General features: G+C 66.5%; 14 protein-coding genes. 9 read left to right on the forward strand and 5 right to left on the reverse strand.

Features of this window, described 5'->3' with window-relative positions:
* Nucleotides 1–100 precede the first annotated feature (100 nt).
* The 7 genes from ACIP5Y_RS05985 to ACIP5Y_RS06015 all read left to right on the forward strand — a co-directional run bounded on the left by ACIP5Y_RS05985 (nucleotide 101) and on the right by ACIP5Y_RS06015 (nucleotide 6,045).
* Nucleotides 101–2,422, forward strand: a complete 2,322-nt coding sequence (locus tag ACIP5Y_RS05985; protein WP_400347978.1) for an FdhF/YdeP family oxidoreductase — start codon at nucleotides 101–103, stop codon at nucleotides 2,420–2,422.
* Nucleotides 2,419–3,228 carry a formate dehydrogenase accessory sulfurtransferase FdhD gene (fdhD, locus tag ACIP5Y_RS05990; protein ID WP_400347979.1) on the forward strand — a complete coding sequence of 270 codons (810 nt, stop codon included), beginning with the start codon at nucleotides 2,419–2,421 and terminating at the stop codon, nucleotides 3,226–3,228. Before ACIP5Y_RS05985 ends, fdhD begins: the two co-directional genes overlap by 4 nt.
* A gap of 233 nt (nucleotides 3,229–3,461) precedes the next feature.
* Nucleotides 3,462–4,364 carry a hypothetical protein gene (locus ACIP5Y_RS05995; protein WP_400347981.1) on the forward strand — a complete coding sequence of 301 codons (903 nt, stop codon included), beginning with the start codon at nucleotides 3,462–3,464 and terminating at the stop codon, nucleotides 4,362–4,364.
* Nucleotides 4,246–4,554, forward strand: coding sequence for a polymorphic toxin type 24 domain-containing protein (locus ACIP5Y_RS06000; RefSeq protein WP_400347982.1), 309 nt, complete (start codon nucleotides 4,246–4,248; stop codon nucleotides 4,552–4,554). The genes ACIP5Y_RS05995 and ACIP5Y_RS06000 overlap by 119 nt, the downstream gene beginning before the upstream one ends.
* Nucleotides 4,551–4,964 carry a hypothetical protein gene (locus ACIP5Y_RS06005; protein WP_400347984.1) on the forward strand — a complete coding sequence of 138 codons (414 nt, stop codon included), beginning with the start codon at nucleotides 4,551–4,553 and terminating at the stop codon, nucleotides 4,962–4,964. The genes ACIP5Y_RS06000 and ACIP5Y_RS06005 overlap by 4 nt, the downstream gene beginning before the upstream one ends.
* 95 nt (nucleotides 4,965–5,059) lie before the next feature.
* On the forward strand, nucleotides 5,060–5,431 hold the full coding sequence (locus tag ACIP5Y_RS06010) for a nuclear transport factor 2 family protein (RefSeq protein WP_400347986.1): 372 nt from the start codon (nucleotides 5,060–5,062) through the stop codon (nucleotides 5,429–5,431).
* Between the two features lie 86 nt (nucleotides 5,432–5,517).
* Nucleotides 5,518–6,045 (forward strand): hypothetical protein, encoded by a 528-nt coding sequence (locus ACIP5Y_RS06015; RefSeq protein WP_400347988.1) that lies wholly within the window; start codon nucleotides 5,518–5,520, stop codon nucleotides 6,043–6,045.
* 176 nt (nucleotides 6,046–6,221) lie between these two features.
* Here ACIP5Y_RS06015 and clpX read toward each other — a convergent pair whose 3' ends face one another.
* From clpX to ACIP5Y_RS06040, 5 genes are all read right to left on the reverse strand, one after another.
* Nucleotides 6,222–7,505: an ATP-dependent Clp protease ATP-binding subunit ClpX gene (gene clpX / locus ACIP5Y_RS06020; protein ID WP_400347989.1), complete on the reverse strand. Its 1,284-nt coding sequence runs from the start codon at nucleotides 7,503–7,505 to the stop codon at nucleotides 6,222–6,224.
* Nucleotides 7,506–7,809: 304 nt separating this feature from the next.
* Nucleotides 7,810–8,427 carry an ATP-dependent Clp protease proteolytic subunit gene (locus ACIP5Y_RS06025; protein WP_400349158.1) on the reverse strand — a complete coding sequence of 206 codons (618 nt, stop codon included), beginning with the start codon at nucleotides 8,425–8,427 and terminating at the stop codon, nucleotides 7,810–7,812.
* 95 nt (nucleotides 8,428–8,522) lie between these two features.
* Complete coding sequence (locus ACIP5Y_RS06030; protein ID WP_400347991.1) at nucleotides 8,523–9,110, reverse strand: ATP-dependent Clp protease proteolytic subunit; 588 nt, start codon at nucleotides 9,108–9,110, stop codon at nucleotides 8,523–8,525.
* 174 nt (nucleotides 9,111–9,284) lie between these two features.
* Nucleotides 9,285–10,676, reverse strand: coding sequence for a trigger factor (gene tig, locus ACIP5Y_RS06035; RefSeq protein ID WP_400347993.1), 1,392 nt, complete (start codon nucleotides 10,674–10,676; stop codon nucleotides 9,285–9,287).
* Between the two features lie 209 nt (nucleotides 10,677–10,885).
* Entirely contained in the window at nucleotides 10,886–11,416 is a 531-nt protein-coding gene (locus ACIP5Y_RS06040; protein ID WP_400347995.1) for an FKBP-type peptidyl-prolyl cis-trans isomerase, read from the reverse strand.
* A 227-nt stretch (nucleotides 11,417–11,643) separates the two neighbouring features.
* On the opposite strand from ACIP5Y_RS06040, the gene ACIP5Y_RS06045 reads away from it, so the two are divergent.
* Together ACIP5Y_RS06045 and ACIP5Y_RS06050 are read left to right on the forward strand one after the other, a co-directional pair.
* Entirely contained in the window at nucleotides 11,644–13,134 is a 1,491-nt protein-coding gene (locus tag ACIP5Y_RS06045) for a 3' terminal RNA ribose 2'-O-methyltransferase Hen1 (RefSeq protein WP_400347997.1), read from the forward strand.
* Nucleotides 13,134–15,713 (forward strand): polynucleotide kinase-phosphatase, encoded by a 2,580-nt coding sequence (locus ACIP5Y_RS06050; protein ID WP_400347999.1) that lies wholly within the window; start codon nucleotides 13,134–13,136, stop codon nucleotides 15,711–15,713. The genes ACIP5Y_RS06045 and ACIP5Y_RS06050 overlap by 1 nt, the downstream gene beginning before the upstream one ends.
* Nucleotides 15,714–15,723: the final 10 nt, after the last annotated feature.

Here is a 15,723-nt window from a genome sequence, read left to right on the forward strand (position 1 = left end):
GCTGGATGCCTTGCGCAACATTCGTGGCTCCGGCGAAATCGGACATACGATCGAAGGGGTCCGCCCGGACAGCTGTGCGTCAGAGAGGACAATGGTCACCATGCATCGCGCCGCCCCGAAAGCCGATATCGACGAATCCGCGCTCTCGGTCACCACACCGAAAACGCAGGCGGCGGGGGTCAAGGCGGTGACAGTGGCCCTGGAACGCGCGGTCGAGGAGATGGGCGTGCTGCGGACCGCACGCACGCTGGCCCGGGTCAATCACCGCAATGGTTTCGACTGCCCGGGCTGCGCCTGGCCGGAACCGACCGGTATGCGGCGGCCCGCGGAATTCTGCGAGAACGGCGCCAAGGCGGTCGCCGAAGAGGCGACACTGCGCACCGTCACCCCCGAATTCTTCGCCACGCACTCGGTCGACGAGCTCGCCGGCAAGTCCGGATACTGGCTCGGCCAGCAAGGGCGGCTCACCCACCCCATGGTGCTGCGCGCCGGCGACACCCACTACACGCCCATCGCCTGGGACGACGCCTACCGGATCATCGCCGGCCACCTGCGCGAACTGGACTCACCCGACGAGGCCCTCTTCTACACCTCCGGCCGCACCGCCAACGAAACCGCCTTCCTCTATCAGCTGCTCGTGCGCAGTTACGGCACCAACAATCTGCCGGACTGCTCCAACATGTGCCACGAATCCTCCGGCGCCGCACTGACCGCCTCCATCGGCATCGGCAAGGGGTCGGTGTCCATCGACGACTTCAAGAAGGCCGACCTCATCATCGTGGCCGGACAGAACCCGGGCACCAATCACCCGCGCATGCTGTCCGCGCTGAGCGAGGCGAAAGCGCACGGCGCCAAGGTGATCGCGGTCAACCCGCTGCCCGAGACCGGGCTCATCGGATTCCGCGACCCGCAGACGATCAAGGGCTTCACCAGCGGCACCACCATCGCCGACGACTTCCTGCAGATCCGGCTCGGCGGCGATATGGCGTTGTTCCAAGGGCTCGGCAAACTGCTGTTCGAGGCCGAGGATCGCGCGCCCGGGACCGTGGTCGACCGCGCCTTCGTGGACGCACACACCGCCGGATTCGCCGAATACGAGAAGCAGATGCGGGCGGTCGACCTCGGCGTGGTCGAGGAGGCCACCGGGCTCACCCGCCCCGACCTGGATCGAACCGCGGAGCTGCTGGCCTCGTCCAAAGCCGTGATCATCTGCTGGGCAATGGGTTTGACGCAGCAGGTGCACGGCGTCGCCACCATCGAGGAGGCCACCAACCTGCTGCTCGTGCGCGGCATGATCGGCAAACCCGGCGCGGGCGTGTGCCCGGTGCGCGGGCATTCCAACGTGCAGGGCGACCGCACCATGGGCATCTGGGAGAAGATGCCCGACACCTTCCTCGACGCGCTGGACAAACGATTCGGCATCACCAGCCCGCGCGAACACGGCTGGGACACCGTCGATTCCATTCGCGCCATGCGGGACGGGCGCGCCAAGGTGTTCTTCGGTATGGGCGGCAACTTCGTCTCCGCCACCCCCGACACCGACGTCACCGAGGCCGCGCTGCGCGCCTGCGAACTCACCGTGCACGTGTCCACGAAACTCAACCGCAGTCACGTCGTGCACGGCCGGACCGCCTTGATCCTGCCGACCCTGGGCCGCACCGACGACGATCTGCAAGACGGTGTGCGCCAGCAGGTTTCGGTCGAGGACTCGATGTCCATGGTGCACCTGTCCACCGGCCGCCTGCAGCCGGTCAGCGATCAGCTGCGCAGCGAGGTCACCATCGTGTGCGAGCTGGCGCAGGAACTGTTCGGTCCCGGGCATCCGGTGCCGTGGGCGGACTTCCGCCGCGACTACGACCGCATCCGCGAAGCCATCGCCGATGTCGTGCCCGGCTGCACCGACTACAACTCGAAGGTGCGCGGCCGCAACGGTTTCCAGCTCCCGCACCCGCCACGCGATGCCCGCGAATTCCGGACCAGCACCGGCAAGGCCAATTTCGGCATCAACGACCTGCACTGGCTGCCGGTCCCCGCAGGCCGACTGATCCTGCAAACCCTGCGCAGCCACGACCAGTACAACACCACCATCTACGGCCTCGACGACCGCTACCGCGGCATCCACAACGCCCGTCGCGTGGTGCTGGTCAATCCGGAGGACATCGCCGAACTCGGCTTCGCGGAAGACGATCTGGTGGATCTGATCTCGGAATGGACCGACGAGAAAACTCCCGACGCCGCTCCTCAGGAACGCCGAGTCACCGGCTTCCGCCTGGTCGGCTACGCCACCCCCCGTGGCAATGCCGCCGCCTACTACCCCGAAACCAACCCGCTGGTGCCCCTGGACCACGTGGCCCGGCGCTCGAACACCCCCGTCTCGAAAGCGGTCACCATCCGCCTGGAACGACACGTGCACACCGCATGAGCAGAGTCACCGCCCGCCGCCCCACCCTGCGCATAACCCCCGCCGGCGCCATCCAGCGCCCCGACACCCTGGCCGTCGAGGAACCGCTCGAAATCCGCACCGCCGGAAAGTCTCTGACGGTCACCATGCGCACCCCGGGCGCCGATATCGACCTCATCCACGGCTTCCTCCTCACCGAGGGCATCATCACCTCCCGCGAGGACATCCGCACCGCCCGCTACTGCGCCGGCACCGACGAGAACGGCCAGAACACCTACAACGTCCTCGACATCCAATTCCGCCACCCCACCCCCATCACCCCCCGCAACTTCCTCACCAACAGCGCCTGCGGCCTCTGCGGCAAAACCGCCCTGGACGAAGTCCGCACCCGCCTGCCCTGCCCCCTCCCCGATCCGGTCCCCCTGATCGACGTGGACACCCTCGCGAAGCTCCCCACCGAACTCCGAGCCCGCCAACAGGTCTTCGACGCCACCGGCGGCCTGCACGCCGCCGGCCTCTTCACCCCCGACGGCACCGCCCTCGCAGTCCGCGAAGACATAGGCCGCCACAACGCCGTAGACAAGGTAATAGGCTGGGCCCTCCGCGAAAACGCCCTCGCCCCCAACCTCACCCTCATGGTGAGCGGCCGAGCCTCCTTCGAACTGGTCCAGAAAGCCGCCATGGCCGGCATCCCCCTCCTCGGCGCCGTCTCCGCCCCCAGCTCCCTGGCCGTAGACCTGGCCACCGAAACCACCCTCACCCTCATCGGCTTCCTCCGCGGCAACACCATGAACATCTACTCCACCCCCGACCGCATAAAGCGCTGAATAGGGCATTTCGCCCGTCGGGGGTGCGAAGTAGCGCCCGCCGACATTGGACGGCATCATCCCAGCTACCCTCGTGCGCGTGGGAGGGGAGCTGAAAGTCCATCGGTTCATTCGGCACCGACGCCGGCGCGCTCCGCCAGTCGGCTGGAACCTTCGTCCAGGTCGACCGCGCGCGGGCAACCGCCACCGATCAGGCGGGCTCCAGCCTCGACCTGCCGCCAGTGGTGTAGCCGATGAGCGCCGACTACCGCGTGGACCTCCCCGGACTGCAGCGTCTCATCGACGGCGCGGCCGCCAATCACAACGACGTCCCGCCGCCCGCGGCTCCCCGGTTGCTCCCGTCCCTCTGCTTGGTCGAATCGGCCCCTTCGGCCGCCGGTGACGGCATCCCCGAACCCTTCGGCTGGTCTCTCATCAAGGACATGGTCGGCTGGGCCTGGCCCAACGGCCACCAGGACCAACTGCACTCCGCGGAAACCGCCTGGCACACAGCCGCCGCCGACTTCCGCCTCCTCGCCGCCGAAGTCCCCCAAGCGATTTCCCTCCTCAGCAGCTCGCAATCCGACGAAATCCCCACCGCCACAGCCACCTGCAACGACCGCAAATCCGACCTGACAGACCTCGGCGACATCTGCCAACTCCTCGGCGAGGCCTGCGGCACCTACGCCACCCAACTGGACGAGGCCCACCACAAAATCCTCGCCGAACTAAAAGAATTCGCCATAGAAACCGGCATAGCCGAAGGCGCCTTCGCCCTCCTCACCCCCTTCACCGCCGGCCTCTCCGAATGGATAGGCAACACCGCCCTGGGCGCCCGCCTAGCAGTAAAAGCCCGCCGAATAGCCACCATCATCGCCGAACTGGCCACCAAGGCAAGAGAAATCACCACCCGCCTCGGCAAAACCCTCCTCGAACGCGTCGGATCGCTGGCCGAGAAAGTAGGCAAATGGATCGAAGAAGCGCGAACCAGCCTGATGCAGTTCGCGCGGCGCATGATGGGCAAAGGGGTTCTGAAGGATGAGCTCGACAAGGCGCAGCTGGCCGAATGGAAACCTACCGACTCAGGGCGGTCCACCGAACGGATACCTGGTCAAACGCGATCCGCAGGGCAACATCACCAACTACTCCTTCTATGATTCGGACGGCATCGCGACGAAGCGTGTGGACCTGACCGGTAGGCCGCACCTGGACAAGACGACCCGTGAGTACATTCCGACACCGCACGTCGTCGACATCGAGAGAAACATCAATCCGAACTCCGGCGAGATCTATGCCAGAACCCTTCGAGACAGCGTCAGACCCGCTCTCCCCGAGGAGATTCCGTGATGAATGCAGACCCGCAGGACACCGATCTGGAGTCCGCGCTGCGGCACTCACACGAAGCTGACGCTTTCGAGCGACTGGCGTCCATCCCCGAGCTCAGGGGCCATATCGATCAGCCTGCCGCTCGCGAGCGTTTGGAGCAGATGCTTGCCGACGATGTGGTCACCGTGGAGGTGGAGGCCGCCGAAGCGCTGGTCAAATCAGGCGGTAAGGCGGGGCTGTTGGCGGTGCTCGGTGTACTCGGGCGACGGCATGACGATCCCGACGTGGACTACATCGCATACATGCTCAACGACATCGATCACGATGACGAGTTCCCGGTGCTGCAGGATGCCCTTGCCATCGACGATGCCGAGTTGACACTCGCCGAAAAGCTTGGTCTGGAGAACCTTCGGCGGCTCATGGGGCGATGAGGGCCGGTCTCGGAGAGTGGGGTCGAGGGGGGAATTCGGGGGTGGGGGGCTGCTAGGGTGCGGGTGGAACAGGTTTCAATTCGTTGGGAGTTCTCATGGCAGCGCAGCCTCGTGACGTGGCGGAACAGTATGTGAAGTTGGTGGCTTCGGGGCCTACCGAGCAGATTCTTTCGCTGTATGCGGAGGGGGCTGTGGTGGAGGATCCGATCGGGAGTGCCGCTCGGGTGGGGCATGACGCCATTCGAGAGATGTACGGGGCGTTGGAGAATCTGGAGCGGACTACCGAGCTGCACAGTGTGCGGTCGGCGGGGCGGCATGTGGCGGTTTCGTTCACGTTGGTGACGAAGTTCGGGGACAAGCAGATGACGTTGTCGCCCATCGACATCATGGAGTTCGATGATGAGGGGAAGATCGTCAGCATGAAGGCGTACTGGGGGCCGGACGATATGCGGATGGAAGATATCTGAGGCCGGGTGCGGGCGGGGGCTCTTGCCCGCCGCCCGCCGCCGCTCTACCGTGACTGCAAGTCGAGCCGGGAGAGCTGGGAGGGCCGATGCGGATCTCATTGCGGGGCACGGGGGATGGCGTGCACGTGCGGATGCGGCTGGAGGTGAACCGCCGACGCTGGGTGGCGCTCTGGATCATGCTGGGGATACTCGCGGCGCAGGCGATCATCATCGGGGTGTGGGCCATCCTCGGGCCGATGTCGTTCTATGACAATTTCCCGGGGTTCGGGGTGCACTGGGTGAGCGTGGACGGGCCCTACAACCATCATCTGACCGGTGACGTGGGGGCGTTCTTCCTCGCCATGGGCGTGATGACCGCGGCCGCGCTGTGGTTCCGGGACAGTGTGATCGCCCGGGTGGCGGGACTCGGATGGCTGGTATTCGGCGTGCCGCACTTCATCTACCACCTCTTTCACCGGCCCGCGGAGCTCGGGACGACCAGTTACGTCTGCAGTCTCATTGGCGCGCTTGCGCTTCCGGCGCTGGGCCTGGCCTGCATGCTGGTGGCGCCGCGGGAACGCTTCCCGGTGCCCGAGCCGGCGCCCTTCACGCTGAGATTTCCCCGCCGCCGATGAATCCCGCCGCGCCGGTCCGTCGTAACAGGTGAAGGCCACGCACCGATTTCCGGAGTAGCGGAGCAAGAAGGTTCAAAGACGAACTCGAGGATCAACGGCGATCCCCACCCTGGCTCTGACAGCCAACGAAAACGGCCCCGCGAGGATCTCGCAGGGCCGTTCGTCGTAGCGGAAGGTTACGCCGACTTCTCGCGGCGCTCCGGACCCGACTGCCGCTTGCGCGGCACGATGGTCGGCAGCACATTGTCGTTGACGGTCTCGGCGGTGACGACCACCTTGGCCACATCATCGCGGCTGGGGATGTCGTACATGACCGGGAGGAGGACCTCCTCCATGATGGCCCGCAGGCCACGCGCGCCGGTACCCCGCAGGATCGCCTGGTCCGCAACGGCTTCCAGCGCGTCCTGGCTGAATTCCAGGTCCACGCCGTCCATTTCGAACAGGCGCACGTACTGCTTGACGAGCGCGTTCTTCGGCTCGGCCAGGATCCGGACCAGGGATTCCTTGTCCAGGTTGGTGACCGAGGCGACGATCGGCAACCGGCCGATGAACTCGGGGATCAGACCGTACTTGATCAGATCCTCGGGCATGACGTCCGCGAAGTGATCGGCGGTGTCGATCTCCTGCTTCGAGCGGACCTCCGCACCGAAACCGATGCCGCGCTTGCCGACTCGATCCTGGACGATCCGCTCCAGCCCCGCGAACGCACCAGCGACGATGAAAAGCACGTTGGTGGTGTCGATCTGGATGAATTCCTGGTGCGGATGCTTGCGACCGCCCTGCGGCGGCACCGACGCCTGCGTGCCTTCCAGGATCTTCAGCAGCGCCTGCTGCACGCCCTCACCGGACACGTCACGGGTGATGGACGGGTTCTCCGACTTGCGGGCGATCTTGTCGACCTCGTCGATGTAGATGATGCCCGTCTCGGCGCGCTTCACGTCGTAGTCGGCGGCCTGGATCAGCTTCAGCAGGATGTTCTCGACATCCTCACCGACATAACCGGCTTCGGTGAGCGCCGTGGCGTCCGCGATCGCGAAGGGCACGTTCAGCATCTTGGCCAGGGTCTGCGCCAGATAGGTCTTGCCGCAACCGGTCGGTCCGAGCATGAGAATGTTCGACTTCATCAGCTCGACGGCCTCGCCGCGCGAGTCGCGGCCCTTGTCGCCGGCCTGAATTCGCTTGTAGTGGTTGTAGACCGCGACCGCCAAGGTCCTCTTGGCCGGGTCCTGACCTATCACATACTGCTCGAGGAAGTCCCGGATCTCCTGCGGCTTCGGCAGCTCATCGAGTTTGACCTCGCTCGACTCCGCGAGTTCCTCTTCGATGATCTCGTTGCACAGGTCGATGCACTCGTCGCAGATGTACACCCCCGGTCCCGCAATGAGCTTCTTGACCTGCTTCTGGCTCTTTCCGCAGAACGAGCACTTGAGCAGATCGCCGCCATCACCGATGCGCGCCATCTCCTGGGTCCCTACTTCCTTGTCCGCGTGCAACCGTCTGTCCCCGGCTGCCGGCGAGCTGCCTTCTTCGAGCGTAAGCCGCGACCCCTGAGTTTGCGGATCCGGCGATTCGGCTTTTTCTATCCAAAGGCAGAGCCGACAACCACGAGCAAAGGTCCCTAGAGTGACCGTACCCGCTGTACGCGACCGAGGTCGACAAGTTGGGCACGTTTCTCGACGGACAGTGTGTGTTCTCACCCCTGCCGCAGGTGGCGGGACCGATAACGATCCCGCCGCCTCGCGAACTTCCTGCGCGCCCTGCGAACTACTTCTGAGCGCTGAGCTTGCGGTACTCGAACACCGTGTCGATGAGGCCGTATTCCTTGGCCTCGTCGGCGGTGAGGATCTTGTCGCGATCGGTGTCCTTGCGGATGACATCCGCGTCCTTGCCGGTGTGCCGCGCCAGCGTGGTCTCCATGAGCCGGCGCATGCGCTCGATCTCCGCGGCCTGGATCTCCAGATCGGACACCTGACCCTGGATACCGCCCGAGGTGGACGGCTGGTGGATCAGCACCCGGGCGTTCGGCAGCGCGGCCCGCTTGCCGGGGGCGCCGGCGGCGAGCAACACGGCGGCGGCCGAGGCGGCCTGGCCCAGGCAGACGGTCGCGACATCGGCGCGCACGTACTGCATGGTGTCGTAGATGGCCATCAGCGCGGTGAAGGAACCACCGGGCGAGTTGATGTACATGGTGATGTCGCGGTCCGGGTCAAGGGATTCCAGCACCAGCAGCTGCGCCATGATGTCGTTCGCGGAGGTGTCGTCCACCTGCGCGCCGAGGAAGATGATGCGCTCCTCGAACAGCTTGTTGTACGGGTTGGACTCCTTCACGCCGAAGCTGGAGTGCTCGACGAAGGACGGCAGGATGTACCGCGACTGCGGCATCTGAGCGCCGGCGGCGGCGAAGGTGATGCCCGCGGCCCGCGGATCGATCATGTTGGACATAGATGTCTCCAAAGTCTGTGTGGTGGGCTGCGGACCTAGTTGCCGGCGCCGTTCGCCTGGCTGGCGTGCGTGACCACGTGGTCGATGAAGCCGTAATCCAGCGCCTCGGCCGCGGTGAACCAGCGGTCGCGGTCGGCGTCGGCGGTCACCTGCTCGATGGACTTACCGGTGAAGCGCGACTGCAGCTCGTTCATCTCACGCTTGGTGTACGCGAACTGCTCGGCCTGGATGGCGATGTCGGCGGCGGAACCACCGATACCGGCGGACGGCTGATGCATCATGATCCGCGCGTGCGGCAGTGCGAACCGCTTGCCCTTGGTACCCGCGGCCAGCAGGAACTGACCCATCGACGCCGCCAGGCCCATACCCACCGTCTTGATATCGCAGTCCGCGAATTCCATGGTGTCGTAGATGGCCATACCGGCCGTCACGGAACCACCCGGCGAGTTGATGTAGAGCGAGATGTCCTTGGTCGGATCCTCGGCCGACAGCAGCAGGATCTGCGCGCAGAGCTTGTTGGCGATGTCATCGTCGACCTGGGTGCCCAGGAAGATGATTCGCTCGCGCAGCAGGCGCTCGTAGACCGAATCACTGAGGTTCAGACCAGCAGTCGCGGATGTCATCTGCACCCCTGCCTGATTGATTGTCACGGATACCTGCCCTCTCTCAACGGCTCGGTTTACAAGCCCCTACTGATCACTTCGGAAGTTCCAGCGCTGACACAAACCCTAACGAAGCAGGGCGGCACCGAACTCCCGGTACCGCCCTGCTTCGCTCACAGCGCAAAACTTACGCTATTACGCTTCGGCCTCGGTGGCGTCGGCGACCTCGGCGAGCTCCTCGGCGGAAACCTCTTCGGCTTCTTCGGCCGGAGTGCCGAACATTTCGGCGGTGTCCACGGTGTTGCCCGCGGTGTCGGTGACGACAGTCTGGGTGACGATACCGGCGAGGGCCTTGCCGCGGCGGACGTCGGCGAAGACGGCGCCGAGCTGACCGGCCTGCTGGATCTGCTGGATGAACTGATCGGGCGACATGCCGTAGCGCTGCGCCTGGAAGATGATCCGCTCGTACAGCTCGTCCTGGCCGACCTGGGTGTTCTCGGCCTCGGCGACGGCGTCCAGCAGCAGCTGGGTCTTGACCGACTTCTCGGCGGCTTCCTGGGTGTCCTTGTTGAACTCGTCCAGCGAGGAACCCTCGGCCTCGAGCGCCTCGGCCAGCTTGGCCTCGTCGTGGTCGAAGCCGTGGACGGCGTCGTGCTTGACGGCGTCGACCTCGGCCTGCACGACCTTCTCGGGCAGCGGGATCTCGACGGCCGCGAGCAGCGCCTCGAGCACCTTGTCGCGGATCTCGCCGGCCTGCTGCACCTTCTTGACGCGCTCGACGCGGGTCTTCAGGTCGGCCTTCAGCTCGTCGATGGTGTCGAATTCGCTTGCCAGCTGGGCGAATTCGTCGTCGGCGTCGGGCAGCTCGCGCTCCTTGACGGAGCTCACCTTGACGGTGATGACGGCTTCCTTGCCGGCGTGCTCACCGGCGACCAGGGTGGAGTTGAAGTCCTTGGACTCCTCCGCCTTCAGGCCGATGAGGGCCTCGTCCAGGCCCTCGATGAGCTGGCCGGAGCCGACCTCGTGGGACAGGCCGGTGGTGGAGGCCTCTTCGACCTCGGCGCCGTCGACGGTGGCCGACAGGTCGATGGAGACGAAGTCCCCGTTCTCGATGGCGCGCTCGACCGACTTGAGGGTGCCGAACCGCTGCCGCAGCGACTGCAGCTGCTGGTCGATGTCCTCGTCGGTGATCTCGATCGGGTCGACCTCGACCTTCAGGGTGCCGTAGTCGGGGAGGGCGATCTCCGGGCGCACGTCGACCTCGGCGGTGAAGGCGAGCTCCTGGCCGTCCTCGATCTTGGTGATCTCGATCTCCGGCTGGCCGATGACCTTCACGTCGGAGGCGGTGACGGCGTCGCTGTAGCGCTTGGGCAGCACATCGTTGACGACCTGCTCCAGCACGGCGCCGCGACCCAGGCGGGCCTCGAGAAGCTTGGCCGGGGCCTTGCCCGGGCGGAAGCCGGGGATACGGACCTGCGAGGCCAGCGCCTTGTACGCCTTGTCGAAGTCCGGCTTCAGCTCCTCGAAGGGCACCTCGACATTGATGCGGACCCGAGTCGGGCTCAGCTGCTCGACGGTGCTCTTCACGGACATGCTCCTTGTTCGTAGTTCATCGTTGACGTCTAGGTTCCCCCCGCAACGCATCCCGACCAGGTTAGTTGACGGCCCCCAGGGCCGTGTAACCGGTCGCGCAGCAGTGCGCGGCCACGGCCGGTCGGTCGACCGGTCGCCCTGGTGAGGCAGGCGAATCCCGGCTGGTGCGGGGGGTTCGCGTCTCAGTTGGTGGAGGGCTGCTGTCAGCTACCGACCTTGACGGCGTCGGTGACGAAGACCAGCGTCTCACCCGGGTGCATGCCGGGGGGCGGGGTGTCGCCGTAGCCGAGGTTCGGCGGGATGACCAGCAGGCGGCGGGTGCCCTGCTGGATGCCGACGAGGCCCTGGTCCCAGCCCTGGATGACCTGACCCGCGCCCAGTTTCAGGGGCAGCGTCTGGCCGCGATCGAAGGAGCTGTCCAGCTTCTTCTTGTCCGACCAGGTGACGAGGGTGTAGTTGGTGCTCAGCGCCTGCCCGGCGACCGCGCCCGGCCCGGTGCCGGTGACGAGGTCCTTGGTGAACAGTTCCTTCGGCGGTTCGCAGCCGTCGGGGATATCGATCTTGGGGGCCTGCCCGAAGCCGCCCTCGACCTTGATCGAGCAGTCCTTGCCGTTGGTCTGCGGCAGCGCGACGGTGAAGGTCGGATCGGATTTACTGTCGTTGCCGCTACTGCTGCAGCCCGTGAGTAACAGCCCCGCTGCCGCGATCACGCCGATCGTGCCTGCCAAACGCATTCCCGCTCCTGTTCGCCGAGTCTGATTCCGTTTGCCGGAAATCGGGTGCTGCCGCAACGATTTGCGACGCCGCGCCGAAACCTACACGGCGTGTCCGCCTCTCGCCGGGGCGGTATGGCGGCGAGTCGTGGAGCGGCGCCGCGATATCGGCGACGTGGCGGCGTACCACGAATTTCCTGGACGGGAAATGGTTTGCGGGCCCTTTCGGCGTACGGGAGCATCTCAGGATGCTGTTGACGATTTCTTGTACGCGACCGGAGGGCGCCGCCTGGGCGGCGACCGATCTGGGCTTTCTGCTGCACAAGAATCCTTCGCGCATGCAATCTTTCGACCAGTCGTACGGGGTGGCGCAGGTGTTCTACCCCGAAGCAGACGAAGAACGGTGCACGGCCGCGCTGCTGCTGGAAATCGATCCGGTGCGCCTGGTCCGCGGAAAGTCGCGGAACACACCCGAATTCAGCCTCGGCCAGTATGTGAACGACCGCCCGTATGCGGCGTCGTCGCTGCTGGCGGTGGCGATCTCCACGGTGTTCGGGTCCGCGTTGCACGGCCGGTGCGCGCAGCGACCGGAACTCGCGGAGACCGCGATCCCCTTGCGTATCGAACTGCCGGCGGTGCCGTGCAAGGGCGGGCCGGAGTATGCCGAGCGGGTGTTCGCGCCGCTCGGCTGGACGGTGACGGCCACTCCCCTGCCTTTGGATCCGGCCTTCCCGGACTGGGGCGATTCGCATTATGTGCGACTCGAATTGACCGGCACCCTGCGTTTGGCGGACGCGCTCTCGCACCTCTATGTCCTGCTGCCGGTGCTGGACGGTTCGAAGCACTACTGGCTGGACGCCACCGAGATCGACAAGCTGCTGCGCATGGGCGAGTCCTGGCTGCCCGGTCACCCGGAGCGCGCTTGGATCACCCAGCGCTATCTGGCGCGCCGGCACTCGCTGGTGCAGGTCGCGCTGGCCCGTCTCGCCGAGCTCGACGATGCGGAGCCGGAGGAGCTGGGCGCCGTCGACGACTCCGTGGACGATACGGCCGAATCCGATACCGCGACAACGGAACCCGAAGCAGGTAAGCCGCCATCGCTGGCGGTGCTGCGCCGGGCGGCGGTAGTCGGCGCACTGCGCGCGGTCGGCGCCAGCCGGGTGCTGGATCTCGGCTGCGGACCGGGTGCGCTGCTGCGCGAGCTGGTGACGGACCGTGCTTTCAGCGAGATCGTCGGTGTGGATGTGTCGGTCATGTCGCTGCGGATCGCGCAGCGGCGGCTGCGCCGGCTGCCGGTGTGGCAGGCCGAGCGGGTGACCCTGAGGCAGGGCGCGCTCACGTACACCGATGCCTCGTTGCAGGGTTATGACGCGGCGGTGCTGATGGAGGTCATCGAGCACGTCGACGCGAACCGGCTCGGCGCGCTGGAGCAGTCCGTATTCGGTTCCGCCGCACCGGGCGCCGTCATCGTGACCACGCCGAACAGCGAGTACAACGCGCTCTACGAGGGCATGACGCCGGGCGTGTTCCGGCATCACGATCACCGATTCGAGTGGAGCCGTGCGGAATTCGCGGATTGGGCGCACCGGGTCGGTGAGCGGTTCGGCTATGCCGTGCGATTCGAGCCGGTCGGCCCCGAGGATGCGGAGCGGGGTGCGTCCACCCAGATGGCCGTGTTCACGAAACACAAGGGAATCACCACGGAACAGAACGACAGCGATGAGAAAGGAGCCGCGTAATGGCTGAGCTGTCCATCCCGGTGCTCTCGCTGGTCGTACTGATCGGCAGTTCCGGGTCCGGTAAATCGACGTTCGCGCACCAGCACTTCCGGTCCACGGCGGTGTTGTCCTCGGACGCCTATCGCGGTCTCGTCAGTGATGACGAGGCCGATCAGAGCGCCACCAACGATGCCTTCGAACTGCTGCATCACGTGGCCGGGGTGCGGCTGCGGCGCGGCCTGCGCACGGTCATCGACGCCACCAATGTGCAGCCCAAGTCGCGGCAGGCGCTGGTCGAGCTGGCGCGCGCGCACGATGTGCTGCCGGTGGCGATCGTGCTGGATGTACCCGAGAAGATCTGTGTGGAGCGCAATGCGCTGCGCCTGGATCGCGCCGACCTGGGTCCGCACGTGGTGTCCCGGCAGCAGCGGGAGCTGCGGCGGAGCCTCAAATTCCTGGAGCGTGAGGGCTTCCGGAAGGTGCACGTGCTGCACGGGGTCGAGGAGATCGAGGCCGCGACCATCGTGGACGAGCGCCTCTGGAACGACCGCCGCGACCTCACCGGGCCGTTCGACGTGATCGGCGATATCCACGGCTGCCGTTCCGAACTGGAGACGCTGCTGGGTGAACTCGGCTACGCGCTGGAGCGCGATGCCGCGGGCCGCCCGGTGGATGCACGGCATCCGGAGGGCCGTACCGCGGTCTTCGTGGGCGACCTGGTGGACCGTGGGCCGGACACTCCCGGCGTGCTGCGGCTCGTCATGGGCATGACAGGTTCCGGAAATGCCCTGTGCGTCACCGGTAATCACGAGTTCAAGCTGGTGCGCGCCCTGGACGGCCGCAAGGTCAAGGTGGCGCACGGCCTGGGCGAGTCGCTGGCGCAACTGGAGGCCGAGGATCCGGAGTTCCGGAAGGCGGCGCACGAATTCATGCGCGGCCTGATCAGTCACTACGTGCTCGACGAGGGCAAGCTGGTGGTCGCGCACGCGGGCCTGAAGGAGCAGTACCAGGGCCGCGCCTCCGGGCGGGTGCGCGAGTTCGCCATGTACGGCGAATCCACCGGGGAGACCGATGAATACGGTCTGCCGGTGCGTTACCCGTGGGCCGACGACTATCGCGGTAAGGCGCTGGTGCTGTACGGCCACACGCCGATGTCCGAGCTGGTGTGGGTGAACAACACGTTGTGCCTGGACACCGGTGTGGTGTTCGGCGGCAAGCTGACCGCGCTGCGCTATCCGGAGCGGGAGCCGGTATCGGTGCCCGCCGAGCAGGTGTGGTTCGAGCCGGTGCGCCCACTGGAAGCGCCGGGATTCGTCACGAGTTCCGGTGTGGTGCACCGCGATCCGGGCGTGCTCGACCTGGACGACGTGACCGGCCGCCGTGCGGTGGAGACCCGTCACCTGGGCCGGGTCGGCGTGCAGGAGGACGCGGCCGCGGCGGCGCTCGAGGTGATGAGCCGTTTCGCCGTGGACCCGCGCTGGCTGGCGTACCTGCCGCCGACCATGTCGCCGTGCGCCACTACCGCGCTGGACGGGCTGCTGGAGCATCCGGCGGAGGCCTTCGAGTACTACCGCTCGGAGGGTGTCGGCACGGTGGTGTGCGAGGAGAAGCACATGGGTTCGCGTGCGGTCGTGGTGGTTTCGCGATCGCGGGCGGCGGCGCGGGATCGTTTCGGCGTCGAGGACGGCAGTACCGGGGCGGTGTACACGCGGACCGGTCGCCCGTTCTTCGATTCGCCGGAGCGGACCGAGGCGTTGCTGGCGCGGGTGCGGGCAGCGGCCGAGAAAGCCGGGTTGTTCGAGGAATTGGACACCGGCTGGTTGCTGCTGGATACCGAGCTCATGCCGTGGTCGGCCAAGGCCATGGGCCTGCTGCGCAATCAGTACGCGGCGGTCGGTGCGGCGGCGCGGGCCACGCTGGGTTCGGCCGCCGGGGTGCTGGCGTCCGCGGCGGCCCGTGGTCTGGATGTCGGTGACCTCACCGAGCGCACCACGGCGCGCCGGTCGGACGCGGATGCTTTCACCGCCGCGTACGGCCGGTACTGCTGGCCGGTGGATGGACTGGACGGTGTCCGTCTGGCGCCGTTCCAGATCCTGGCGGCGGAGGGCGTGAACTTCGCCGTGCGCGAACACGATTGGCATCTGGAACGGATCGACCGGTTGGTCGCCGCCGACCCGGAGCTCTTCACCCCCACCCGGCGCCTACTGGTGGAGTTGTCCGACCCGGACAGTGAATCCGCGGCAACCGCGTGGTGGACCGAGCTCACCGCGGCCGGCGGCGAGGGCATGGTGGTCAAACCACTGGATTCCCTGGTCGCGGGCTCGGGTTCGCGTAGTGGCCGTCCGGTGCAGCCCGGGGTGAAATGCCGTGGCCCGGAATACCTCCGGATCATCTACGGCCCCGAGTACCTGCGCCCGGACAACCTGCGTCAGCTGCGTAGACGCGGTCTGGGCGGCAAGCGCTCGCTCGCCCTCCGCGAATACGCCCTCGGCCTGGAGTCGCTGGACCGCTTCGTGGCCGCCGAACCTTTGTGGCGCGTCCACGAGGCCGTTTTCGCGGTCCTCGCCCTGGAGACGGAACCCGTCGACCCGCGCCTCTGACGTCCGTCGC

The organism is Nocardia sp. NPDC088792, from assembly GCF_044750615.1.
Lineage (GTDB): Bacteria > Actinomycetota > Actinomycetes > Mycobacteriales > Mycobacteriaceae > Nocardia.

Excerpts from the sequence above, each read along its gene's own strand:
- ACIP5Y_RS05985 (WP_400347978.1), top strand. The coding sequence starts at position 101 with ATGCATCGCGCCGCCCCGAAAGCCGATATCGACGAATCCGCGCTCTCG.
- fdhD (WP_400347979.1), top strand. The coding sequence starts at position 2,419 with ATGAGCAGAGTCACCGCCCGCCGCCCCACCCTGCGCATAACCCCCGCC.
- ACIP5Y_RS05995 (WP_400347981.1), top strand. The coding sequence starts at position 3,462 with ATGAGCGCCGACTACCGCGTGGACCTCCCCGGACTGCAGCGTCTCATC.
- ACIP5Y_RS06000 (WP_400347982.1), top strand. The coding sequence starts at position 4,246 with ATGAGCTCGACAAGGCGCAGCTGGCCGAATGGAAACCTACCGACTCAG.
- ACIP5Y_RS06010 (WP_400347986.1), top strand. The coding sequence starts at position 5,060 with ATGGCAGCGCAGCCTCGTGACGTGGCGGAACAGTATGTGAAGTTGGTG.
- ACIP5Y_RS06015 (WP_400347988.1), top strand. The coding sequence starts at position 5,518 with ATGCGGATCTCATTGCGGGGCACGGGGGATGGCGTGCACGTGCGGATG.
- clpX (WP_400347989.1), bottom strand. The coding sequence starts at position 7,505 with ATGGCGCGCATCGGTGATGGCGGCGATCTGCTCAAGTGCTCGTTCTGC.
- ACIP5Y_RS06025 (WP_400349158.1), bottom strand. The coding sequence starts at position 8,427 with ATGCCGCAGTCGCGGTACATCCTGCCGTCCTTCGTCGAGCACTCCAGC.
- ACIP5Y_RS06030 (WP_400347991.1), bottom strand. The coding sequence starts at position 9,110 with ATGACATCCGCGACTGCTGGTCTGAACCTCAGTGATTCGGTCTACGAG.
- ACIP5Y_RS06040 (WP_400347995.1), bottom strand. The coding sequence starts at position 11,416 with ATGCGTTTGGCAGGCACGATCGGCGTGATCGCGGCAGCGGGGCTGTTA.
- ACIP5Y_RS06045 (WP_400347997.1), top strand. The coding sequence starts at position 11,644 with ATGCTGTTGACGATTTCTTGTACGCGACCGGAGGGCGCCGCCTGGGCG.
- ACIP5Y_RS06050 (WP_400347999.1), top strand. The coding sequence starts at position 13,134 with ATGGCTGAGCTGTCCATCCCGGTGCTCTCGCTGGTCGTACTGATCGGC.